This is a genomic window from Nostoc sp. (genome assembly GCF_036919575.1).
Lineage (GTDB): Bacteria > Cyanobacteriota > Cyanobacteriia > Cyanobacteriales > Nostocaceae > Nostoc.
This window is the reverse complement of record NZ_JBALBY010000045.1, coordinates 54,203-76,353: the sequence shown is the minus strand read 5'-3', so window position 1 is coordinate 76,353 and position 22,151 is coordinate 54,203. Positions and strand designations below refer to the sequence as shown.

General features: G+C 41.7%; 23 protein-coding genes. 17 read left to right on the top strand and 6 right to left on the bottom strand.

Features of this window, described 5'->3' with window-relative positions; translation table 11 throughout:
- Positions 1–52: 52 nt before the first annotated feature.
- Entirely contained in the window at positions 53–400 is a 348-nt protein-coding gene (locus tag V7K27_RS13440; RefSeq protein WP_334947886.1) for a hypothetical protein, read from the bottom strand.
- Positions 401–958: 558 nt separating this feature from the next.
- On the opposite strand from V7K27_RS13440, the gene V7K27_RS13435 reads away from it, so the two are divergent.
- The 5 genes from V7K27_RS13435 (at position 959) to V7K27_RS13415 (ending at position 5,635) form a co-directional block, all read left to right on the top strand.
- Positions 959–1,792 (top strand): photosystem II manganese-stabilizing polypeptide, encoded by an 834-nt coding sequence (locus V7K27_RS13435; RefSeq protein WP_334947884.1) that lies wholly within the window; start codon positions 959–961, stop codon positions 1,790–1,792.
- Positions 1,793–2,430: 638 nt separating this feature from the next.
- Complete coding sequence (locus V7K27_RS13430) at positions 2,431–3,207, top strand: RNA polymerase sigma factor SigF (RefSeq protein WP_334947882.1); 777 nt, start codon at positions 2,431–2,433, stop codon at positions 3,205–3,207.
- A gap of 176 nt (positions 3,208–3,383) precedes the next feature.
- Positions 3,384–4,244, top strand: coding sequence for a hypothetical protein (locus V7K27_RS13425; RefSeq protein ID WP_334947880.1), 861 nt, complete (start codon positions 3,384–3,386; stop codon positions 4,242–4,244).
- 2 nt (positions 4,245–4,246) lie between these two features.
- A complete protein-coding gene (locus V7K27_RS13420) occupies positions 4,247–4,498 on the top strand; it encodes a hypothetical protein (RefSeq protein WP_334947878.1) in 252 nt (83 codons plus the stop codon).
- A gap of 225 nt (positions 4,499–4,723) precedes the next feature.
- The gene (locus V7K27_RS13415; RefSeq protein WP_334947960.1) at positions 4,724–5,635 is read left to right on the top strand and encodes an ABC transporter ATP-binding protein; all 912 of its coding nucleotides are present in this window, start codon (positions 4,724–4,726) and stop codon (positions 5,633–5,635) included.
- Between the two features lie 332 nt (positions 5,636–5,967).
- On the opposite strand, the gene V7K27_RS13410 is transcribed toward V7K27_RS13415, so the two are convergent.
- Positions 5,968–6,648: a tetratricopeptide repeat protein gene (locus V7K27_RS13410; protein ID WP_334947876.1), complete on the bottom strand. Its 681-nt coding sequence runs from the start codon at positions 6,646–6,648 to the stop codon at positions 5,968–5,970.
- A gap of 696 nt (positions 6,649–7,344) precedes the next feature.
- On the opposite strand from V7K27_RS13410, the gene V7K27_RS13405 reads away from it, so the two are divergent.
- Both V7K27_RS13405 and V7K27_RS13400 read left to right on the top strand, forming a co-directional pair.
- Positions 7,345–7,671: a YbjQ family protein gene (locus tag V7K27_RS13405; protein WP_100900674.1), complete on the top strand. Its 327-nt coding sequence runs from the start codon at positions 7,345–7,347 to the stop codon at positions 7,669–7,671.
- A 328-nt stretch (positions 7,672–7,999) separates the two neighbouring features.
- Positions 8,000–8,632 carry a hypothetical protein gene (locus V7K27_RS13400; protein WP_334947874.1) on the top strand — a complete coding sequence of 211 codons (633 nt, stop codon included), beginning with the start codon at positions 8,000–8,002 and terminating at the stop codon, positions 8,630–8,632.
- A gap of 331 nt (positions 8,633–8,963) precedes the next feature.
- Here V7K27_RS13400 and V7K27_RS13395 read toward each other — a convergent pair whose 3' ends face one another.
- Both V7K27_RS13395 and sufR read right to left on the bottom strand, forming a co-directional pair.
- Positions 8,964–9,224 (bottom strand): hypothetical protein, encoded by a 261-nt coding sequence (locus V7K27_RS13395; RefSeq protein ID WP_334947872.1) that lies wholly within the window; start codon positions 9,222–9,224, stop codon positions 8,964–8,966.
- 67 nt (positions 9,225–9,291) lie between these two features.
- Positions 9,292–9,972, bottom strand: coding sequence for an iron-sulfur cluster biosynthesis transcriptional regulator SufR (gene sufR, locus V7K27_RS13390; protein ID WP_334947871.1), 681 nt, complete (start codon positions 9,970–9,972; stop codon positions 9,292–9,294).
- Positions 9,973–10,211: 239 nt separating this feature from the next.
- On the opposite strand from sufR, the gene sufB reads away from it, so the two are divergent.
- From sufB to V7K27_RS13350, 8 genes are all read left to right on the top strand, one after another.
- On the top strand, positions 10,212–11,651 hold the full coding sequence (gene sufB / locus V7K27_RS13385) for a Fe-S cluster assembly protein SufB (RefSeq protein ID WP_334947869.1): 1,440 nt from the start codon (positions 10,212–10,214) through the stop codon (positions 11,649–11,651).
- A 99-nt stretch (positions 11,652–11,750) separates the two neighbouring features.
- Complete coding sequence (sufC, locus tag V7K27_RS13380) at positions 11,751–12,542, top strand: Fe-S cluster assembly ATPase SufC (protein WP_334947867.1); 792 nt, start codon at positions 11,751–11,753, stop codon at positions 12,540–12,542.
- Complete coding sequence (sufD, locus tag V7K27_RS13375; protein ID WP_334947865.1) at positions 12,542–13,912, top strand: Fe-S cluster assembly protein SufD; 1,371 nt, start codon at positions 12,542–12,544, stop codon at positions 13,910–13,912. Before sufC ends, sufD begins: the two co-directional genes overlap by 1 nt.
- Positions 13,913–13,926: 14 nt before the next feature.
- On the top strand, positions 13,927–15,189 hold the full coding sequence (locus V7K27_RS13370; RefSeq protein ID WP_334947863.1) for a cysteine desulfurase: 1,263 nt from the start codon (positions 13,927–13,929) through the stop codon (positions 15,187–15,189).
- A gap of 103 nt (positions 15,190–15,292) precedes the next feature.
- Positions 15,293–15,901 (top strand): hypothetical protein, encoded by a 609-nt coding sequence (locus tag V7K27_RS13365; protein ID WP_334947861.1) that lies wholly within the window; start codon positions 15,293–15,295, stop codon positions 15,899–15,901.
- Between the two features lies 1 nt (position 15,902).
- Complete coding sequence (locus V7K27_RS13360; protein ID WP_334947859.1) at positions 15,903–16,535, top strand: Uma2 family endonuclease; 633 nt, start codon at positions 15,903–15,905, stop codon at positions 16,533–16,535.
- Positions 16,536–16,639: 104 nt separating this feature from the next.
- Positions 16,640–17,590, top strand: coding sequence for an HNH endonuclease (locus tag V7K27_RS13355; RefSeq protein ID WP_334947857.1), 951 nt, complete (start codon positions 16,640–16,642; stop codon positions 17,588–17,590).
- Positions 17,544–18,092, top strand: coding sequence for a hypothetical protein (locus V7K27_RS13350; RefSeq protein WP_334947855.1), 549 nt, complete (start codon positions 17,544–17,546; stop codon positions 18,090–18,092). Before V7K27_RS13355 ends, V7K27_RS13350 begins: the two co-directional genes overlap by 47 nt.
- 18 nt (positions 18,093–18,110) lie before the next feature.
- On the opposite strand, the gene V7K27_RS13345 is transcribed toward V7K27_RS13350, so the two are convergent.
- Complete coding sequence (locus V7K27_RS13345) at positions 18,111–19,100, bottom strand: pentapeptide repeat-containing protein (protein ID WP_334947854.1); 990 nt, start codon at positions 19,098–19,100, stop codon at positions 18,111–18,113.
- Positions 19,101–19,315: 215 nt separating this feature from the next.
- Between V7K27_RS13345 and V7K27_RS13340 the strand changes: the two genes are divergently transcribed.
- Positions 19,316–19,537, top strand: coding sequence for an addiction module protein (locus tag V7K27_RS13340; protein ID WP_334947958.1), 222 nt, complete (start codon positions 19,316–19,318; stop codon positions 19,535–19,537).
- Positions 19,538–19,569: 32 nt separating this feature from the next.
- On the opposite strand, the gene V7K27_RS13335 is transcribed toward V7K27_RS13340, so the two are convergent.
- Positions 19,570–20,268: a Uma2 family endonuclease gene (locus V7K27_RS13335; protein WP_334947956.1), complete on the bottom strand. Its 699-nt coding sequence runs from the start codon at positions 20,266–20,268 to the stop codon at positions 19,570–19,572.
- A 134-nt stretch (positions 20,269–20,402) separates the two neighbouring features.
- On the opposite strand from V7K27_RS13335, the gene V7K27_RS13330 reads away from it, so the two are divergent.
- Entirely contained in the window at positions 20,403–21,980 is a 1,578-nt protein-coding gene (locus V7K27_RS13330; RefSeq protein WP_334947852.1) for a CPBP family intramembrane glutamic endopeptidase, read from the top strand.
- The last annotated feature ends 171 nt before the right edge of the window (positions 21,981–22,151 follow it).

Sequence of the window (22,151 nt, the reverse complement as noted above, 5' to 3'; positions counted from 1 at the left end):
GATGAGGCGATCAGAATTGTTAATTCAGAGCTAGAAACTTATTTGGAGATGATCAGCCGCATGAGCGATCGCTCTCCAAAATCTCGTGGCTCTTTTCTTCGGGAGCCTCTGGTGGCAAATTCGCTAAAAATGCTTGTAGTCTCATGCGCTCAATGTAAGGCCAGCCTCCCTCAGACTCAATATCTTTCAGCAGCGAGTAGAGTTGCCGACGGTTAACAGGTAAACTCTCTTGAAAAACCCCATCCCGGATCTCTCGGTGTAACTGCTCCAATTGCCTAAGCATTGCCAAAAGAGCTTCAGTATCGCCTTGACAAGCCTGAACAGCATCATACACCACAGTTGCGATCGCCTGCTGTTTCCTAGACAACTCTCCTGATTCCAAATTTTGATTATTGTCCATGCCACCCTTTCCGTATAAATAATGAGGTCAACTCAAATTTACCGGAGATTTTTAATTTTCCCTAGCTTGTCAGGGACTGACAAGAAATAAATTATCCATCTTGTGGGGTGGGCAGGAAAGCCCGCCCTGAATATAGGACGGGTGAGGACACCCATCCCACAAGAAAATGCTCCGAAAAGAGCGTAGTAACCCTTAGCATAGCCTCCACAGCAGCTCGATGCGATCGGGACAAGATTTTTTTTGATTAAGAGTACTTTGATTTTGAGTTAAAAAAAATCGTATGATCTGGCTAATTTCCCCATAAAACAATGGACTGTATGTAGTAGCGTCACATACATGATACAAAAAGACTTGGGCGACACCGCTTTTGCCATAGGCAAGAGCAAAGTGCAAAGCAGACAATCTAAACGCCCAAACACTTGGTTCAACTCTGGAAATCAGAGCAAAGCCGTGTCCGAGCAAAAATAGCTTTTCGCAGAGTAGCGGCTTCTCATCAGAGATCAAAGCTTCGATGCAGTTTTACAACAAATCTATTAATTTTTGAGATTGAGGTAGACCATGAGGTATCGCGCTTTAATTGTTGCATTCTTGGCTTTGTGCCTGGGGTTAATAACTGCTTGTAGTGATGCTCCTGCTAGTAGTAGTAGAGATGTACTCACTTACGATCAAATTCGCGGGACTGGCTTGGCTAACAAATGCCCCCAACTAGCAGAAACAAGCCGTGGCTCCATTCCCATTGATTCTAGCCAGTCCTATGGCATCAAAGAACTTTGCTTGGAACCAACCAGCTTCTTCATCAAAGAAGAACCTGCTAATAAACGGCAAGAAGCAGAATTTGTTGCTGGCAAATTGTTGACCAGATACACTTCTACCATTGACCAGGTGCAAGGTAAACTAAAAATCAACTCAGATAATAGCTTGACCTTTGCGGAAACTGATGGTCTTGACTTCCAAGCCATCACTGTGCAGCTTCCTGGTGGTGAGCGAGTACCTTTCCTCTTCACCATCAAAAACTTGGTTGCTCAAACACAACCCAGTTTGACCAGCATTAACACCTCCACGGACTTTAAAGGCACTTTCAAAGTTCCTTCCTATCGTGGTGCTGCCTTCCTAGATCCCAAAGGTCGTGGTGTTGTCAGTGGCTACGATAATGCCGTGGCTCTCCCCGCCCAAGCAGATGATGAAGAACTTACCCGCACTAACGTCAAGCGTGCAGAAAATCTCAATGGCAAGATTTCTCTGCAAATCGCTAAAGTAGATAACTCTAGTGGTGAAATTGCTGGTACTTTCGAGAGCGAACAGCCATCTGATACAGATTTAGGTGCTGGTGAACCTAAAGAAGTCAAAATTCGCGGTCTATTTTATGCACGGGTTGAACCAGCTCGTAGCTAAATCCTCGGAAGTAACGCATGTACTTACAGCAGTTTTCAGGGATCTAGTCCACGACTGACATGGGCAATGGTGAATAAGGAGTGGTGTAGTTCAATTACTTGAAAAGCACTGTAAGTATAACAAAGGGCATCTTGCCCTTTTTTATTGGCTTGCATAAATATACATAGTATTTTTTAATTTTTATTAGTAATTTTTAAAGATTGGATAAATCCCAGTTGAATAGACACGTAATTTTACTGTAAATCCAGCCTTTGCTGCTCCAACAAAATACTGATCGCTATTTTTTTATTTATATAAATTAACTTCACCATTAATTAATTCAAATTAAGTACAATCTCGGTTTGATATTTAGTAATTAATTTTATATTTTATTTGTATGTAGTTCTAAAAAACCTACAGGTCATACCAAAGATAAATAACAAACTAAATACTGATTTCGCCAATTTGAATTTGGCTCGATTTTCAAGCACCCTATTGAATATTTCTAGAAAAACTTTGTGACCTACATAGTATTTGCTAGGAAATATAGCACGATATTGTCTTTAATATTGTGCGATGCCTACGGCGGGCGTGTACGCCATCGCAGCTGAATTTAAAAACGAACATTAATCCTTTCTTTGCTCAATAAACAGGGTGCTATGCCTACCACAGTCACCAATGAACTCAAACACGAAATTTGGCAGTTGTTGCGAGAATATCAGCAATCTCCGTCAGAAAATGTCCGCAATCAACTGGTAGAACTCAATTTTGGGCTTGTGAGAAAAGAAGCTCACTACTGGACGAATCAATGTCATGAAACCTATGATGATTTGCTCCAGGTTGGATGTCTGGGTTTAATCAGAGCTATTGAAAAATTTGAACTTTCCAAGGGACATGCCTTCAGTTCCTATGCTCTTCCCTATATTCGGGGTGAAATTCAACACTATCTCCGAGATAAAGGTGTCACCGTGCGAATTCCTCGGAAGTGGTTAGCCTTGCAACAGCAAGCAATAGGAGTTTCACGTTCTTGGCGTGAAAAACATAATCGCCAACCAAACGACTCGGAATTAGCCACAGCACTAGAAATTTCTCCAAACGAATGGCAAGAAATTAAATTAGCATGGATCAATCGCGCTCCCCTAAGTCTCGATGTGCCAGTCCAAGACGGAGAAGAAGGCTCTACCTGTTTGGGAGAATTGGTTCCAGATCCTCACTATCGCAGCTTCCAACTAGCGCAAGAAGACCAGTTTCGCTTACAACAAGCATTGGTTCAGCTAGAAAAACGCACCCGCGATGTGTTGGAATGTGTGTTTTTGCAAGATTTGACACAAAAGCAAGTTGCAGAACATCTAGGGATCAGTGTAGTAACGGTTTCCCGTAGAGTCAAGAAAGGACTGGATTTGATGAAAGAACTGATGGGTGTGGCAGAGGATTGACTGCAAATCACCGTAATCCGCAGTTATGCTGGGTAGGCAGTGCTAAAAATAACCTTTAAAATCTAAAAAATGAGGTTAAAATGAGGTTGTAAAGGGAACAGACTTTGCCTTTGATACAAATTTCAGGCTTGTTGATTTCCACTTTTCAATTTTCTAATGGCTTTTGAGAACAGATTATGGGCAGAAATTTAAAAATTACAATTGTAGCTATTTTAACTTTGGCGATCGCTGGATGTGCTTCTGAAAATACACAACAAGCCATCAATCCTGCGCCAGTTCCCAAAATAGCAGCAAAGTTGCCACCATCGGCTCAACCCTTTAAGAATCCAGTCATACCAGCCAAAGAGGTTTCACAAGTTAATCCTGCATCTGTTAACTTGATTCAATCCACTAATGCTACAGAGCGGGCACCGCTAATTGTGCTATCATCAAAAAATAGAAGTGACCCGTTTGCACAACTTTTCGGGCAGACGGTTCCCGGAATGGTTCAAACATCTGCAAAACCTGTTCCCGTGGTGCCTAAGCTCCCGACTGCATCACTACCAAAAGCAAAACTTCCAACACGCAGCATAGCTTTAAATCCCAAGAAAAATATCGTTTCTTCTATACCAAAACCCAAAAAAGTCAATCCTACCTTGACTTCAGTCTTGCCTAAAGTTTTGCCTCAAGTTGTCTCCAACCCGACTTTAGTATCTGTATTGCCACTGCCAGCACAACCTAACTTAGCAAGGGCAGTCCTTGTGACTGGTGTAGTTCTAATTAGTAAGGAACCACAGGCAATTATCAAAGTACCCGATGAGCCGACGAGTCGCTATGTGCAGGCGGGACAGCGATTAGCAGATGGCGTACTGATTAAACGTATTGAAATGAATCAGGGCTACAACCCCATCGTGATTCTGGAACAATATGGTATTGAAGTTGCGAAAATGGTAGGGGAAGGGGCTGTCAATTCAACGCCGTCAGCTGCACCTGCTAGCGGTAATCCTGTTTCAGTGACAACGCCCCCCTCGAATCCTTCTAATGTTGGAGCTTCATAAAGATGGAGACTAAGGAAAAAATTGAATTCGCTGGTTTGCCTTTAGCAGTCTATACAGAGATAGCAGCTCATTTACGTCAAGTCGAAGGGGTAGAAGTGGATTTAATTCCCCAGTCATCCCCACAGTTTGATTACAATCAAAGTCAAATTGGTGGCTTGTCCATCTCGTGGACAGCAAACTCTGGTTCAGAAAGTCGGCAACGAGTTAACCAAATTTTGGCTTACTATCAAAATCGCTATATCAATCTTATTTGATTTACGAAAATCGAAGCCTCAGATTGCCGATTTTCCAAAGAAGTCGGGAATTTTGTTGTTCAGGGACTTTCAACAAATAAATTATCCAATCTTGTGGGGTGGGCATCTTGCCCGCTTTTGACTAGGGCTCTCGTGTCGCCCACCCCACAAGAAGTAGTTGAGTATTTTTTTATTTGTCAGTCCCTCACGAATGTTAATATCAGTTTATTGAATTTAGCTGAAAACTTGGGTACTCAAAAAGCTGCTGTCTTTCTAGAAAACGTCTACAAGTTTTACAACAATGTACCTGTAGTCAATGACCTGTCATTCAAAATTGAAGCGGGGGAGATATTTGCTCTACTTGGCCCGAACGGTGCGGGTAAATCAACCACAATTCGGATGCTGACTACACTCACGAAACCGTCCCAAGGACGAATAGAAGTTGGTGGATATGACGTGATGAGCCAAGCAATGCTGGCAAAACAGAGTATTGGCGTAGTCTTGCAGCAAATCAGCGTGGATAACGATTTAACCGTTTGGGAAAATATGGAACTGCATGGGAGACTACATCACATTGGCAACCCGCAGCGACAAAAACTAATTAATCAATGGCTAGAGTATGTTGAGCTAGCAGAAAAACGTGGTGATTTGGTAAAAACCCTGTCTGGGGGTATGAAACGACGGTTGCAAATTGCGAGAGCTTTATTACATCAACCGCAAATTCTGTTTTTGGATGAACCAACGGTAGGACTAGACCCCCAAACCAGGCGACGCCTCTGGGAAATTATTCGGGATTTGAATAAGCAGGGGATGACGATGCTACTGACGACCCATTATATGGATGAGGTCGAATTTTTGTGCGATGCCTTTGGCTCTACCAAGCCAGGACGCATCGGGATTATGGATAGCGGTAAGCTGATTTCTTTGGGAACTTTACAACAGCTACGTTCTGCTCACGGTGAAGGTTTGGTGATGAAGCAATTAGGTTTATCTGAAGTGGAAAGTGATGGCGCTCGTGGCTGGGAATATTTGTTTTTTCCATCCCTGGAAGCAGCAAATTTCTACTTGAATGAACAGCCCGATAAAACCGGAATGATGGTGCGTCCCTCTAACTTGGAAGATATTTTTGTTGAATTAACGGGACGCCAGTTAGATTAACAAAGTTTAGGGGTTTAATTCCCCCCTCTTGACAGGCAGCAAGTTTTGATGTCTAAATCTAAATCCCCACAGCATTACTTAATTACGAATTACGAATTATTTAACAAAGTTTAGGGGTTTAAGTCCCCTGCATCAATTGCCGAACGTTTTGGGTCCGGGTCTCTCTTACAAAGTTGCTCCTCTTGGGGAGACCCCAAGACCGCACTTTGCGCTGTCTTGAGAAATCGCTCCTCTTGGGCAAAGCCCAAGACCGCGTTTCTCGCTAAATCCCCGTCACAAAACTTACTTGCGACTTGCGACTTGCGACTTGCGACTTGCGACTTGTTTTAACCTCATCCTCCTAACTGTCGCAGGATAGCTTCTACCCTTTCTACGCCATCTGAGTCATTGCGCCGCTTGTACAAGTCACGGGCTTTCTGAAGCAAGGTGTTTGCTTGTTTGGCTTGTCGTCGCTGTTTATACATGGAACCCATCAACTCATAAGTTTGAGCATTGTTCTTATCCAAGCTGATTGCTTGTTGGTATGCCCAGGTAGCTGCACTATAGTCTCCCATACGCGATTGCGTCACAGCCAATCCTAAATAGGCATTAACACTGTTACGGTTCAGCTGTATGGCACGACGGTAGCCTTCCTTTGCCCCAGGTGTGTCGCCCAAATTCGCTTTGATGTAACCCACAGCGTAGTAAAAATCACTATTGTTAGGGTTGATAGCGATCGCCCGACGATAAGCAGTTAATGCCGCTCGGTAATTTCCCTGTTGAGCGTATAAGTAGCCAATACCTGAATGAATTTTAGCATTTTTGGGATCTAGGCTAGCTGCTTGCTGATAAACTGCGATCGCACCACCATAATCGCCGGTATCAACTAACCTCCGTCCTTCTTCTAGCAGTTGCTTTAACTGTGGGTTTTTGGCTTGTGCCACTAATACCTGAGCCTGAGCCACTGAAGGTATGGTGAAGGCAAAACATCCTAATAACACCACACTAAACACAAATGATGTTGGCTTGTACACAGTAAATTTCCTGAAATTTTAGACGACTTTTTTCTTGTACATTAAAACAAAAATATGGACTTTTGAAAACTGTATTTCCTCGTATTAATTAAGATGTTATTGTTCATCTAGTCTTTCCTTTACAATCAGGGCTAGATCACAGAGTTTTTACTGAAAGATGAAGTGCGATGTATAAATGATGAAATCAGCTTACTCTACATATAAATTCGGAGAATACCAAAATTGCACTCATTTTTGACAGTAGTTATACTTATTATTCCCAAAAAACCAACAGTGATCTCACTTAATTCTAAATAGGCGATCCGCCAATGGTATTTCATATCCGATAGAAGCGATCGCAATCTAAAATTGTGTGAGAATATGTTTATCAAACCTATCTCAACCCAGGCTAATTAGATATTGTGTAAATAAATTTACATTTTTTAGAGTATTTTAATATTGAAGAAGAATTCAGCTATTCTGAATTCAGGAGCGGAGCTTAGGATTGCTCCTCGGCTTGGCGTCAGAATCAATCAGTCGGGGATTGGGACCGGCGCAGGAATTGTTGCACCACCAAAAATTCTAGTTTTGTGGGGGTGCAAAAACTCCGATTATTCATCCGCTTTTTGGTACATAATACCCAACTGAATTCTGACTCCTGATTCCTGAATTCTGTTGGATAAATATCAACCTATATGCTATCTGGGAGGCTAATTTATGATTATAACTACCACTGATGTGATTCAAGGAGCCGTTATTGAGTCATATTTAGGTATTGTGACAGCAGAAGTAGTCTACGGCAGCAATTTCTTGCGCGACTTTTTGGCGGGTATTCGAGATATTATCGGTGGACGCACTGGTAGCTATGAGCGTCTATTTGAGCAGGGTCAACGCAAGGCATTAGAAGAATTAGAACAACGGGCACAACGTTTAGGAGCAAATGCTGTGATCGGGATTGAAATTGATACTGGCACAATCAATCTTGACCAGTCAGGAGTTCTTTTGCTGATTACTGCCACAGGCACTGCTGTCAGAATGCGTTAATCTTTTATTGGCTGTCTAATTACTTTGTGAAAATTTTATAATCAGGCTTACAAAGCTTTGTCTTAAGTCTAATTTTTTTCCAGATCGATTATTATATATAGCAGTTAATAACTGTATTTTAACTTCTAAATAATCATTAAATAATAAATAAATATTGAAGTTGATTAAAAATTGTTAAAGGCGTTTGTTTTTTATCACTAAAGATATATTCATTAAATATTTCTATTGATAGAGATAAAAGCAGATGATTTAGTTATTTAATTGTAAGCATAAACACGAATATACCTGAGCAGTAACTTTGCTGATACAGCACTGGAGAACATAAGCTATGTCATACGTAAATCGCGCAGGTGATAATGTTAGTGCTACTGAGACTGCGGTAGTAGGTCGAGTGGCCGAATATCATGATCTTGTTCGCTGGGGACCGATTATTTCTGGTTTGTTGGTTTCTTTAGCCACTCAATTAATTTTGAGCGCTATAATTGGTGCTTTTGCAGCAGGTGCGGTTGAAGGTTCAGGTGCGCCGAGATCAATTGCTCCTAACGCTGCTGGTAATGCGGGGCTTTGGTCAACTATAGCTCTACTAATTTCCCTATTTACTGGTGGTTGGATTACAGCCCGTGCTTGTGGACCGATGAAGCGCAATACAGCTCTTCTTAACGGCGCAATTCTTTGGGCTACGACTTTGGCAGTTAGTTCGTTCCTATTGGCAAATGGAGTATCGGGTGCTTTTGGTGTTGCTGCTTCCAACGCTGGGGAAGTCTTAAACCAGGTACAACAGCAAGGTGGTATTAATGTACCGCGAACAAACGTAAGCGCTCAACAATCTCGTGATATTGCAGCAAATATACGTTCGGGATTATGGTGGTTTGTGTTTGGTTCCTTATTGGGTTTAATAGCCTCAATGGTTGGGGCTGTAACTGGAGCTCGCAATGTTCGGACTAATAATTACAATCCTTAAAAAATTGTCGGGTAAACGAAATGTCATAAATTTTTAAAGCACCTTTTTACAGGTGCTTTTTGTTTATTATTTAAGGTTGGCGTTTGTAGCGTCTAATTAATTGTGCCGTAGTCATAAAACGCTTAGGAATAAGAATTAAATAATATACAATTTATGTCCCTGGCTTACCTCACCCTCAATCCCTCTCTGATGTATTGGAGAGGGAAGCTAGAGACAGAATGAAGTTTTGCATTTTATTTAATCCACGTTCCTTAGGAAACAGAACCCCGACTTCTGGTGAGAAGTTGGGGTTCTGGATATTACTTTATATCTAGCTAGTTATATTCCTAGTTCACCACTTCAGATATGAAACTTCAATTCCCTGTTCACGTCGAATTTTACCATCTTTTTCAAACCAAGCAATTACTTGCTGCGCTGTCAAATCTTCAATAGCAACACCGTACTCTTGGGCGATATGCTTCAAAAGCTTAAGTGATGAAATTGTCAATCTTGTCAAAAACTTTTCTGGGGAAGACAACAAGGCCGCATCTACTTTTGCTGACTCTTCCAGAGTTAAAAATTGTGCTGATGGTTGCTGTGATAGTACATCCATAAACGCTATGTCAAACTTAGTTGGGCATGGGGCATGGGGCATTGGGCATTGGGTATTGAAAAAAGAACTAATGGCGAGCTTGTACTAAATAGCCACAACGATGTTCGCCGTTGATAATCCAGTGGGTGCGTTCTACGGTACAATCAGGTAAGACGGCTGCAAACATTTCTAATTCGTGACCACAAATGCTGGGGAAAGACTCGGCAACGTTGGAAATAGCGCAGTTATGCTCCATTAAGATAAAGCGATCGCTCTCAAAGGAATCATTGACATCAACAGGGTGATACTCCGCCATGAAGCCTTCCGCTTTTCTGAATTCTACTAAGTTGGCTACACGTTCCCGCAGTGAACCGCTACCCACGCGATCGCGGTATTCTTGAGCTTTGCGCTGCCACTGTTTCTCTAAAATCGATTTAAATTGCTCGTGTCCCATCGTTTCGGCTAAGGTGTCTAGCAGCGAAACCGCAAAATTGCCGTGGCCATCACCAAAGCGATCGCTCATTGTTCGATGCAAGCGATCGCGTCCCTGACGACTCAGTTGATAAATGTGCTGCGGACGCCCCATCCCCGCCTGTACTGTTGACGAATACAAAACTAGCTCCTCCGTCTCCAAATCCTTGAGATGGCGACGAATCGCTTGGGGGGTAACGTCTAAAACTTCAGCTAGCTCCAAAGCCGTTGCTTTTTCCTGTTTGTGCAGATACTCTAGGATATCTTGCTTGGTTGAGGACTGGTGGATAGTCGCCATCTTCTGGTGCGAGACGTTCAGCGAACGTCCCAAAAATTTCTTTGAAAATTTGACTTTGACAACATTGTTGTTGTTAATTTAGCGTAAAATGAAGATACATTAAACAACATAGCTGTTGTTTTACTCTCCACCACTATTCTAGCAGCCGTGTAACCATTCCGTAACGTGATATGGGAATCGGCTAAAGAAAAATTCGTCTCCCATCCTGAAAGAGTTCTGAACACGAGAGATTATTACCGATGAGTGCCACTGTCAAAACCTTAGTCAACCAACCTTACAAGTACGGCTTTATCACCGATATTGAGGCCGACACTATTCCGCGTGGACTAGACGAGGACGTTGTTCGCTTGATCTCCTCTAAGAAGAACGAGCCGCAGTTCATGCTGGACTTTCGCCTCAAGGCTTATCGCCAGTGGCAAAAAATGACAGAACCAACTTGGCCTAATGTCAAGTATCCGCCAATTAATTATCAGGATATCATTTACTACTCAGCGCCGAAACGCAAGAAAGAAAAACTAAACAGCTTGGACGAAGTTGATCCAACCCTTTTAGAAACTTTCGAGAAGTTAGGCATTTCCCTATCTGAACAGAAGCGACTGGCAAATGTCGCCGTTGATGCGATTTTCGATAGCGTTTCTATTGCCACTACATTTAAAGAAAAGCTAGCGGAAGATGGCGTTATTTTCTGTTCGTTTTCGGAAGCGTTGCAAGAACACCCAGAATTAATCAAAAAATACCTGGGTAGCGTCGTTCCCATCGCTGACAACTACTTTGCCGCCTTGAACGCCGCCGTATTTAGCGATGGCTCCTTTGTCTATATTCCTAAAGGCGTAAAATGCCCAATGGAACTGTCTACCTACTTCCGCATCAACTCTGGTGACACGGGACAATTTGAGCGGACTTTGATTGTCGCCGAAGAAGGTAGTTATGTTTCTTACCTGGAAGGTTGCACGGCACCAATGTATGACAGCAACCAGCTACACGCTGCTGTAGTGGAACTCGTCGCCCTCGACAACGCCGAAATTAAATATTCCACTGTCCAAAATTGGTACGCTGGAGATGCTAACGGTAAAGGTGGTATTTACAACTTTGTCACCAAGCGCGGTTTGTGTCAGGGCGTAAATTCTAAGATTTCCTGGACTCAAGTAGAAACAGGTTCGGCAATTACTTGGAAATATCCTAGCTGTGTGTTGTTGGGTGATAATTCTGTGGGTGAGTTCTACTCGGTGGCGCTGACAAATCATCAGCAGCAAGCCGATACTGGCAGTAAGATGATTCACGTAGGTAAGAATACCCGCAGTACAATTATTTCTAAAGGAATCTCCGCAGGTAAATCCAGCAATAGCTATCGGGGTTTGGTGAAAGTTAACCCGACGGCGAAAGGGGCGAGAAATTATTCTCAGTGCGACTCAATGCTAATTGGGGATAATGCCCATGCAAACACTTTCCCTTATATCCAGGTGCAAAATAACGCTGCGAAGGTGGAGCATGAAGCTTCTACTTCTAAGATTGGGGAAGATCAGTTATTTTACTTTGCTCAACGGGGTATTTCTTCAGAAGATGCTATTTCGATGATGATTAGCGGCTTCTGTAAGGATGTTTTCAATCAGCTACCGATGGAGTTTGCTGTGGAAGCTGATAAGTTGTTGAGTTTGAAGTTGGAAGGCAGTGTTGGATAAATGGAAGCAGAGATAGACACAGATACATCTGTGTTTATCTTTGGAAGAATAACGAACCGCTGAGGCGCAGAGAGCGCAGAGAAAGAGAAGGGAGAGAAGATGATTATTGAAAATAGTGAAGTTGTGCTGTCAGTACGGGATTTGACGGCTAATGTTGATGGAACACCGATTTTAAAGGGTGTAAATCTTGAGGTGCGATCGGGTGAAATTCATGCGATTATGGGGCCGAATGGTTCTGGTAAAAGCACCTTTTCTAAGGTGTTGGCTGGGCATCCAGCGTATGAGGTGACTGGCGGTGAGGTGATTTTTCAGGGGCAAAATCTCCTGGAATTGGAACCGGAAGAACGGGCGAGAAGTGGTGTGTTTTTGGCGTTTCAGTATCCGTTAGAAATTCCGGGTGTGAGCAATTTGGATTTTTTGCGGGTAGCGTATAATTCTCGTCGGAAAGCGCAAGGTTTGGAGGAAATAGACGCCTTTGATTTTGACGATTTGATTGAGGAAAAGCTGGATGTGGTGAAGATGAATCCCAGTTTTCTCAGTCGGAGTTTGAATGAAGGGTTTTCTGGTGGTGAGAAAAAGCGGAATGAAATTCTGCAAATGGCGCTGCTAGAACCAAAGTTGGGAATTTTGGATGAGACAGATTCGGGTTTGGATATTGACGCGCTCCGAATTGTGGCGAATGGAGTAAATCAACTGGCAAGTCCTGAAAATGCCACAATTTTGATTACCCACTACCAACGGTTACTTGATTATATTGTGCCTGATTTTGTGCATGTGATGGCAAACGGGCGGATTATTACGAGTGGTGGTAAGGAATTGGCACTAAAATTAGAGTCTCGCGGTTATGACTGGGTGCTGGAAGAGTTTGCAGCTGCTGAGGTGGGTGTGTAATGAGTATTCAAGTTTCTCCCAGTCCAATTCCTAATTCAAATGTAGTCAGTTTGACATCGACTCTGCTAGATAAAGATGTCTATCTAACCGAATTATTAAATCTGGTAACTGCATCAAAAACAGAAGGGTGGTTGCAGGATTTACGTGAAGGTGCTGCTAATTGGGTACGCCACTCGACTATTCCCACCACCCGCGACGAAGAATGGCGATTTACTGATTTGTCGTCTCTGCGAAAGGTGCAATTTAATGTAGAGACGGGAAATTTTGCGTCTTTAGAATTTGATATTTTGCCAGAAGCGGCTAATAGTCGTTTGGTATTTGTTAATGGCGTTTTTGCACCGGAGTTATCCGCAGTTTCAGATTTACCACCGGGAATAGTGGTGAGTAATTTGGCTGGCTTACCTCTGCATGAGCAGGAGGATATACAGAAGTATTTAGCTCAAGCGGAGGGAGCGCAAGAAGTTTTTACGGCTCTCAATACGGCTGGGATAACTGATGTAGCTGTGGTGTGGGTGAAGAAGAATGTGGTTGTTGAAACGCCAATTCATCTGGTGTTTATTTCAGGTGAGATGCCGACGATTTCACAGCCGCGTTGTTTGGTGGTGGCGGAAGGTGGTTCGCAGGTGACGTTGGTTGAGGAGTATACGAACCGCAGAGGCGCAGAGAGCGCAGAGAAAGAGGGAGTATATTTTAGTAATGCGGTTACGGAAATTTGGGTGGGTGACAATGCTGAAGTGAGTCACACTAGGGTTGAGCGAGAAGGTGCAGAGGCTTTTCATGTTGGGAAGACTGCGATCGCACAAGCTCGTGATAGTCGATATACTTGTCATGCCATAACTTTAGGCGCGAAGCTGTCACGGCACAATTTGGAGATTTTGCAAACTGGTGAGCAGACGGAAACTAATCTCAATGGTTTGACGATAATTTCTGGTAAACAGTTGGCTGATACTCACAGCGCGATCGCACTTAACTATCCTCACAGTACGAGTAAGCAATTGCATAAGTGTATTGTAGGCGATCGCGCTCATGCAGTGTTCAATGGTAAAGTTTTGGTTCCCAAGCTGGCACAGTTGACAAATGCAGTCCAGATGAATCGGAATTTGCTGTTATCATCGAAAGCCAGGGTTGATACTAAACCCCAATTGGAAATTACTGCCGATAATGTCAAATGCGCTCACGGTGCTACCGTTAGCCAATTGGAAGATGATGAAATATTCTATCTCCAAAGTCGGGGAATTGATGAAAATGATGCTCGGAAGTTGTTAATTAACGCCTTCGCCGCCGAAATCATCAACCAAATACCTGTTACCTCTCTGCGAGAAATCCTTTTAAACACAGTTAATAATCTCAAGTCTCTGACTAATGACTAATAACTAATCTACCAATGACTTTTACCTCTACCAAAACCCTTGCTGATAAAGTTCGCGCTGACTTCCCGATATTGCATCAGGAAGTCAACGGTAAACCCCTGGTTTATCTCGATAATGCTGCGACATCGCAAAAGCCTTTGTTGGTGTTAAATACCCTACGGGATTATTACGAGCAATATAATGCTAACGTGCATCGCGGTGCCCATACCCTGAGTGCTAAAGCTACCGATGCTTATGAAGGTGCTAGAGACAAAGTTGCCAAATTCATCAATGCTGCATCGCGTCAGGAAATCGTCTACACCCGCAACGCAACTGAGGCGATTAACCTAGTAGCCTACAGCTGGGGCATGAACAATTTGCAGCCGGGGGATGAAATTATTCTGTCGGTGATGGAACACCACAGTAATATTGTACCTTGGCAATTCGTAGCGCAAAAAACGGGTGCGGTACTGAAATTTGTCGAACTAACACCAGAAGAAACTTTTGATTTGTCACAGTTTAAAAAACTGATTTCTGACAAAACAAAGTTGGTGTCAGTAGTGCATATTTCTAATGCTTTGGGTTGTATTAATCCAGTGGCAGAAATTGGTGCGATCGCTCACAAAAACGGTGCTAAATTCTTAGTTGATGCTTGTCAAAGTGTTCCTCACTACCCCATTGATGTACAGCAGATAGATTGTGATTGGTTGGTAGCATCTGGTCATAAAATGTGTGCCCCTACTGGCATCGGATTTCTTTATGGCAAGTTGGAATTGTTAGAATCAATGCCACCATTTTTTGGGGGCGGTGAGATGATTGCAGAGGTGTATTTAGACCATTCCACCTATGCAGAATTACCGCATAAATTTGAAGCTGGTACACCTGCAATTGGGGAAGCGATCGCACTTGGTGCTGCGATCGATTATCTTAGCAGTATCGGCATGGATAAAATTCACGCCTACGAAGCAGAATTAACAGCTTATTTGTTCCAACAATTAGAGCAAATTCCCCAAATTAGAATTTACGGCCCCAAACCAAATGCTAAAGGGGAAGGTAGAGCCGCTCTTGCGTCATTCACCGCCGGGGAAGTTCACGCCAACGACTTATCTACATTATTAGATCAAGAAGGCGTTGCTATTCGTTCTGGACACCACTGCACTCAACCATTACACCGTTACTTAGGTCTTGCTGCAACCGCACGAGCAAGTCTATCTTTCTACAATACCCGCGAGGAAATTGATATTTTCATCAAAGCATTGAAGGAAACTCTGGACTTTTTTGCAGGTTTCCTTGGTTAAAGTTACAAAATCTTCAGACACTAATTGTGCCAAATATCAGCAACATATCTTGCTAATAATTGGCACAATTTAATTATGTGGATTCTTTACAGGAGTAACTAAAGTGTCATACAGTGACTTTACTTTAGATAGAGTTAGAAAAACTTTTGGCTTAACTATTTCTGATAAAATTGATATATTTGCATCTGTATATCAAGTAGAGTGTCCACCATTACTTGCAGAAGTATTGCGGGAAAATGTACCTTTAGCTCTTGCTAGTAATACTGAAAAATCCCGTTCAGAAATGATTATTGCACCAATTTTAATTGCTGTAAGGAAATATTTAAATAATCAAATAAGTTTATTTTCTGGTATCGATTTTACTGTTGATTCAGCCCAAGGTTTAAATGGTAATTGCGATTTTATTATTAGCCGTTCACCAGAGTTACTAATTCTGAATGCACCAGTTGTGACTATTGTAGAAGCTAAAAAAGAAAATATCAATGCCGGATTAGGTCAGTGTGTAGCAGAGATGCTAGCAGCTAAATTGTTTAATGAACGTGAGGGCAATAACATTCAGACAATTTATGGTACTGTCACCACTGGAACTAACTGGAAGTTTTTGAAACTTATTGGGCAAGTGATTGAAATTGATTTGAGCGAGTATTATATTAATGACATAGGTAAAATTCTCGGGATTTTATCTCATATCCTGACAGAAGAAGTATTGTAATATGCTTGTCAAGTCAACCCTTGCGGAACAAAGAACAGTCTTACACAACGTTACCTGGGAAACCTTTGAAGCCTTGCTGAGAGATACAGGTGAAGATAGAGGTTCTCGGTTTGCTTATGACTGCGGTGTTTTAGAAATCATGACTCCACTTTTTGAACACGAAAATCCTAAAATTCAGTTTGACCGATTGATATTCGCTTTAGCTGAAGAAGTGGGAGTAGAAATTAAAAGTGCTGGTTCTACAACACTGAAGCGGCGATTAGCACTTCGAGGGATAGAACCAGATAACTGCTATTATATACAAAATGAATTGAGAGTCAGAGGTAGCGTAACGCTAAATTTAGAAACAGATCCGCCGCCTGACTTAGCAATTGAGATTGACATTACCAGCAGTTCAGTTAACAAATTGGGGATTTATTCAGCGTTGGGTGTAACTGAACTTTGGAGATATGATGGGCAAAATTTAAAGTTTTATCAGTTGAGAGAGGGGGAATATGTCGAGTGTAAGTTTAGTATTGCCTTTCCTTTAGTTTCAGTGAGCGAGATAAGCAGATTTATTGAGCAGAGTAAAAGTATGGGAGAAATTGCTTTACTCAAATCCTTTCGCGCTTGGGTGCGGGAGAAGATAGGATAGTTTACAAGAGAAACTAAGAAAATTAACACTAGCTTTGTTAGAATATTGTGAAATACTACAAAGTTAGGATATTTTTATAGTAGCTATTAATTGGAAAAGTTCTTATGATAAAACTCAAGATAGATATTGACTGGATAATAGAAGTATTAAAAAACTATAACGAATTGGGTGAATTGATTATAGATATGCAAAGCAAAGTCATCCACCTATCTAAGGATAGTGAAATTAATGATTTAGATTTTGAAGAATTAGAGTCTGGTAATCGGTATCTCCAAATACCAGATTTATGTGATGGCAGCAATGACATGGAACTTTTCATCGAAAATATTGAAGTTCCTACACTGCGTTTACAGGTGGAAAATGCATTTCATGGAGGAGCAAGAGGACATTTTAAACGAGCAAAATATCTTGTTGGTGGTGATACTTGGAGTGAATTTGAAAATGAACAAATAAAAAAACGGTTAACAGATTGGTTAGAATCAGTCGGTATTGAGATAATCAAGAATAATGCCCTAGAAGAAATAATAAGTTATAGCAGCATTTCAAATAACGGTCAAATTCAAGAAGACATTACAGAGCCTAATAATACTGAAAGTTTAGATAATATTATTGATGATTTTGATCCAGAAAATATTCAGGATGCTAGAAAAAAAATCGCTACATCAATTACTCGTCGCCAAGGTCAGCCTCAATTTCGTCAGCAGTTGCTTGTAACTCATAACGGTAAATGTGCCATTTCTGGGACTGATGTAGAACAAGCCCTGGAAGCAGCACATATTATTCCTTATCTTGGTTCAGAGACTAATCATCCTTCCAATGGTTTGCTTCTTCGGGCAGATTTACACACTCTATTTGATCTGAATTTGATTGTAATTGACCCAGAAGAAATGACAGTATTAATTGCTCCAACTCTACGCGGTAAATATTGTGAGGAGTTTGCAGGTAAAAAAATTTATATTCCTGAGAATCCAATGTATGCACCGAGTAAAAAAGCATTGAGAAAGCGTTATGAACAATGTGAGTGGCTCAAAAAAAATAATTCCTTTACCATCTGAATGTGTCGCCGTAGTATGGCGATTTACAGGTGATTATGAAGGAGAATATTGTACAGTTATATTTTCGTCTGTTCCGCTTATCGGTTACGAGTCTCTTTACTGGTGGACTAATAAATTTGTGGGCTACCAATCTAAAGATTTTGAAAAAGTGAAAAAGCAATCGATTGAAATAGCCGAAACTAATAAACTTTCTTTACTGTGGGGTGTAGGTCACTTGATTAAAGCTGGAGAAGGCGTTTGTGTATCTGCTAGTCATCAGCCTAAGTCACCTAAAAATGGCTTTGATTACTGTATACGTAATTTTTATCCAGTAGATGAGCAAGGTAATCAACTTGAATTCAAGTCAGCCACAACATTAGAAGATGAACTGGGTTTAACCTCACAACAAATCAAGAAGTTGGGAGAGCCAGATGGGATCAGAAAAAATCCATATTTCAAGAATGGGCACCCAATGAAGTTGTATTCGGTAGATAGAATTAAAAAGCTATTTTCCATTTCATGAGAGGTTTACTCTACATTACTAATCAATATCAATATCAATCCAACGCATTCCAGCACTTACAGGGTCAAACCCTTCAGGAAATTTAGTGAATCTGTTGTAGCAAGCATCTTGAAATTTGGTATCGAAAATTATTGCTTCCTTAAGACTTGCGAAACTTAAATCTGCTCCTATTAGGTCTGCACCAGATAAGTTTGTCTGTAATAGTTCTGCACTATTAAAGGATGCTCCTTTCAAAGTTGCTCCTTGCAGGTTTGCTTTCTCCAAATTTGCATCAGTTAAGTCTGCCTCTGTTAAATCTGCCTCACTTAAATCGACTTCAAATAGCAATGCTTCGACGAGTTTTGCCCCTTGCAGTGACACTTTAGGAGCAATTAAATACATTCCAGCACTAACTGGGTCAAAATCTTCAGGAAAACGAGTTTTTTCGTTATAAAAAGCGCTTTGAAAAACTGTATCTTGAAGTTCGGCGTTACTCAGGTCAGCTTCAAATAAACGTGCTGTTTTCAGGTTAGCTTTTCTCAGGTTAACTCCTTGCAGGTTTACCTTCTCTAGGTTTGTCGTCTCTAAGTTAGCGCCTTGCATATCTGCTGCAAGCAAGTCTGCCATACTTAAGTTTCTAACGCCTACTAAATCTGCTTGTCTCAGATTTACCTCTTGTAGGTTTGCTCTACGTAATTCTGTCCCGATCAACTTTGCCCCTTGCAAGTTAGCTTTTCGCAGATTAGCCCCTTCTAAATTTGCTTCTGATAAGTCGGCTCTTTTCAGGTTAGCTCCCTCCAGGTTTGCTCCTTGCAGGTCTACCTCCTGTAAGCATGATAATTGTAGGTTTGCTCCTCTCAGATTCACCTCTGACAAATTTAAGACTGCATATCTCAGATTCACCTCTGGCAAATTTACGACTGCGAGATATGCTTGTTTCAAGTTTATATTTTGAAAATCTCTTTTTCCGTCTGCATACAGTCTCAGGAACTTATCTACATTCGTCTCTAGAGTAAATCCTTTTTTCATATATGTATCTTTAAGTCTTTACGAGCAGATATTAAATGTATTTTACCAGAAATACTTGGTAAGAGAAATTTATTTTAAACATCAGCGATCAATTGCCAAAACACTGCGAGTTGATTCAATTCAGTTGCGATCGCACCACAATTTATTGGGAATAAGATAAGTCATTTTCTAATCTAAAATTAAAGTTATATTGAGCAAGTACATTAACAACAACCATACACCCCATATTAAAAGTCGATATTTCCGAACTAAGTGTATCTGAACGTATACAGCTTGCCGAGGACTTATGGGACAGCATTCTTACCACACCCCATGAAGTTCCTCTCAACGATGAGCAAAAACAAGAATTACACAGACGCTTGGAGATGCATCGTCAAAACCCAAACCAAGGTTCAAACTGGCAATCCGTCAAGGAAAGACTAGGTTTATCTGAATGAGCTATTAGTTAATAAAACGATCGCACCCCACATCAACTCAAAGAATCTGGATCTATCCCCAACCTTCGCAATTCTTGTGCCAGCCTGTCGGCGCGTTGTTCCGCAGTGGTAGCGCGTTCTTCAGCAGCGATCGCCCGTTCTTCTGGTGTTAAATATCTGACTCCTTCTTTGTCATACCAATACAACCAATCCCGCGTAATTCCCTGATAGGTTCCCCGCTCATAACCAATTGCTAAACCTATCTCTGATAACCAAACTAGATTTCCTGGTTGCAATACATATTCACCATTTACAAACCGATAAACTTCTAAAGGTGGTTTTCTCCGGCGTTGGGGATTGTAGACAACATAATACAAAATCTCCATCTCAGCATACATTTTCTTTTTGGTGCTGTATTCACCACGCCGTTTATGAGAAACTACCTCCAGTGCCATAATTGGCATCACCTTTTCTTCCCACAACACATAACTTAAACGCAAGTTCTCATCAAAAACTCGCTCGACTCCTAAACTTAAAAATCCATCGGGGACAATCGGGGGTAGTTCAGGATCGTAATAAATACCCATATCAACCCCAAAAAACCAATCCATCCGGCTTGTCCATAACCAAGCAAGGATGGCTTTGAGCAAGCTGGGAATTAAATCTTGTAGTTCATTGTCCACGGGTGTATAGTCCGAATCGGGCAGATCCTCGGCGGAGGGTAAGCAGTGTAATGGGTTGTAATTTAACATGGTGGGTGCCGCAGCTACGTCCGTCGTAGACATCGCAAACTTATAATATTAATGATATCTATCCACCTCTGACTTTTTCTTGCGATAATTCCCAAGGGGGACGCGCTCTCCACTGGTTAGCAAAAGAGGGATAGATGACACTCAAGCGGTTGATTTTAATTTTTATACTGACACCTATAGCAGTTCTGTTGGCAGTTTCGGCTTTATTCAATAGTTGGCAAGAACCTCAGTTTCAAAGTCGCCTAGAACTCTACCAAACCAATATTGCTCTACAAGCCCAAGCTTGGCAATCAGAAGATAGCAACGATAACAATTTCCAGGCGATTCGAGAAGCTATACTTGGTGAACAACCCCTGGAGGGCGCCACAAAGCAATATCAGGAGGCGCGTGAATCAGTTGAAGCTAATTTGGATAAAGTTAACAACAAACTTGCACAATTACGCTCTCAACCTGAAATAACTCTCACGCCTCCAAAACCTCTACCGGACGTTCCTCAGACGACTAAAACCTCTCAACGGGGACAGCAGCAACAGTTACAGCAGTCTCTTAAGCAACTCCAAAAATTACTGGCGGAATTAAACCTGCGGCTGGGAATTTTACAAGCACAGCAAGGACAGACGGATACAGCCCTCAAGACTTGGAGGGAATTACAACAACGCTCAGATATTAATCCAGAATTTGGGGAAACTGCTGCTGTATTGAGTGGACTGTGGAGCAATCCTCCCCGTCTCCTCCCAAATCCTCAAGAGTTGATTCAAAAGAATTTGGAAGGTTGGTTTCGCTCTACTGCTTTGGTTAAGCTATACCAACTCCAGCAACGACAAGACGCTTTATCAGCAGTTAAAGCTGCACAACAAGAAGCTGCTACTCAAGCTGTAATCAAATTAGCAGTTATTGGCACTATTCCCACCTTAGCAGCGTTAATTGGTCTAATAGTGCTGATTTTGTTATTTGCTCAACGCTTGTTGAAAGGAAAAGCCTCGTTACTAGCTCAAAATGCTGATCTCCCTTGGTCAACACCTTGGGATGGTGAAACGATTTTGCAGGTTTTTGTCGTCGGCTTTTTCTTCATGGGACAAATTTTTGTACCCTTGGTGATATCGGCGCTACCCATCCCGCGTCCCGTTGCTGATGTGCGACTTCAGGCGTTTTCTGTCTTGGTTAGTTACTTACTGGTAGCATCCGGTGCGCTGTTAGTGCTGTATTTCTCTCTCAAGCGCTTTTTTCCCCTACCAGAATTTTGGTTTCGCTTCCGTTTTCAAGATAACTGGTTTTTGTGGGGACTGGGAGGTTATTGCACGGCTTTACCAATAGTTGTGGTGGTATCTTTGATTAATCAACAGCTATGGCAGGGACAGGGTGGTAGTAATCCCCTGTTACAATTAGCGCTGGAAAGTCGAGATGGTGTAGCACTTGGCATATTTTTCTTCACAGCAGCGATCGCAGCACCATTTTTTGAAGAAATTCTGTTTCGCGGTTTTTTGCTACCATCTCTAACTCGTTACTTACCCGTGTGGGGAGCAATTTTTGTTAGTAGTTTGTTGTTTGCGATCGCTCACCTCAGCTTGTCGGAAATTCTGCCACTGACCGCATTGGGGATTGTCTTAGGCGTCGTTTACACGCGATCGCGCAACCTCCTCGCTCCGATGCTTCTCCACAGCCTCTGGAATAGTGGTACATTATTAAGTTTGTTTACTTTAGGTAGTAATTAATACTAAAGTATTACTGTTGCCTAAAATAGAAATATCTGCTTTCATCTCCATAAGTAGGAACAATTTACTAGTTCTAATTGGTTGTAAGCATAAATACTCGCTGAAAACCAAATTAAGAAAATAGCAAAAGCAAATCAAAGAATGCTGTTAACATAGGCAACAAACTATCTA

What these genes read in the sequence shown, in the direction of transcription:
- sufD (WP_334947865.1), top strand. Translation starts at nt 12,542, where the DNA reads ATGAGTATTCAAGTTTCTCCCAGTCCAATTCCTAATTCAAATGTAGTC.
- V7K27_RS13425 (WP_334947880.1), top strand. Translation starts at nt 3,384, where the DNA reads ATGGGCAGAAATTTAAAAATTACAATTGTAGCTATTTTAACTTTGGCG.
- V7K27_RS13335 (WP_334947956.1), bottom strand. Translation starts at nt 20,268, where the DNA reads ATGTTAAATTACAACCCATTACACTGCTTACCCTCCGCCGAGGATCTG.
- V7K27_RS13330 (WP_334947852.1), top strand. Translation starts at nt 20,403, where the DNA reads ATGACACTCAAGCGGTTGATTTTAATTTTTATACTGACACCTATAGCA.
- V7K27_RS13400 (WP_334947874.1), top strand. Translation starts at nt 8,000, where the DNA reads ATGTCATACGTAAATCGCGCAGGTGATAATGTTAGTGCTACTGAGACT.
- V7K27_RS13355 (WP_334947857.1), top strand. Translation starts at nt 16,640, where the DNA reads ATGATAAAACTCAAGATAGATATTGACTGGATAATAGAAGTATTAAAA.
- V7K27_RS13430 (WP_334947882.1), top strand. Translation starts at nt 2,431, where the DNA reads ATGCCTACCACAGTCACCAATGAACTCAAACACGAAATTTGGCAGTTG.
- V7K27_RS13360 (WP_334947859.1), top strand. Translation starts at nt 15,903, where the DNA reads ATGCTTGTCAAGTCAACCCTTGCGGAACAAAGAACAGTCTTACACAAC.
- V7K27_RS13345 (WP_334947854.1), bottom strand. Translation starts at nt 19,100, where the DNA reads ATGAAAAAAGGATTTACTCTAGAGACGAATGTAGATAAGTTCCTGAGA.
- V7K27_RS13370 (WP_334947863.1), top strand. Translation starts at nt 13,927, where the DNA reads ATGACTTTTACCTCTACCAAAACCCTTGCTGATAAAGTTCGCGCTGAC.
- V7K27_RS13405 (WP_100900674.1), top strand. Translation starts at nt 7,345, where the DNA reads ATGATTATAACTACCACTGATGTGATTCAAGGAGCCGTTATTGAGTCA.
- sufR (WP_334947871.1), bottom strand. Translation starts at nt 9,972, where the DNA reads ATGGCGACTATCCACCAGTCCTCAACCAAGCAAGATATCCTAGAGTAT.
- V7K27_RS13420 (WP_334947878.1), top strand. Translation starts at nt 4,247, where the DNA reads ATGGAGACTAAGGAAAAAATTGAATTCGCTGGTTTGCCTTTAGCAGTC.
- V7K27_RS13435 (WP_334947884.1), top strand. Translation starts at nt 959, where the DNA reads ATGAGGTATCGCGCTTTAATTGTTGCATTCTTGGCTTTGTGCCTGGGG.
- V7K27_RS13395 (WP_334947872.1), bottom strand. Translation starts at nt 9,224, where the DNA reads ATGGATGTACTATCACAGCAACCATCAGCACAATTTTTAACTCTGGAA.
- V7K27_RS13440 (WP_334947886.1), bottom strand. Translation starts at nt 400, where the DNA reads ATGGACAATAATCAAAATTTGGAATCAGGAGAGTTGTCTAGGAAACAG.
- V7K27_RS13350 (WP_334947855.1), top strand. Translation starts at nt 17,544, where the DNA reads ATGAACAATGTGAGTGGCTCAAAAAAAATAATTCCTTTACCATCTGAA.
- sufB (WP_334947869.1), top strand. Translation starts at nt 10,212, where the DNA reads ATGAGTGCCACTGTCAAAACCTTAGTCAACCAACCTTACAAGTACGGC.
- sufC (WP_334947867.1), top strand. Translation starts at nt 11,751, where the DNA reads ATGATTATTGAAAATAGTGAAGTTGTGCTGTCAGTACGGGATTTGACG.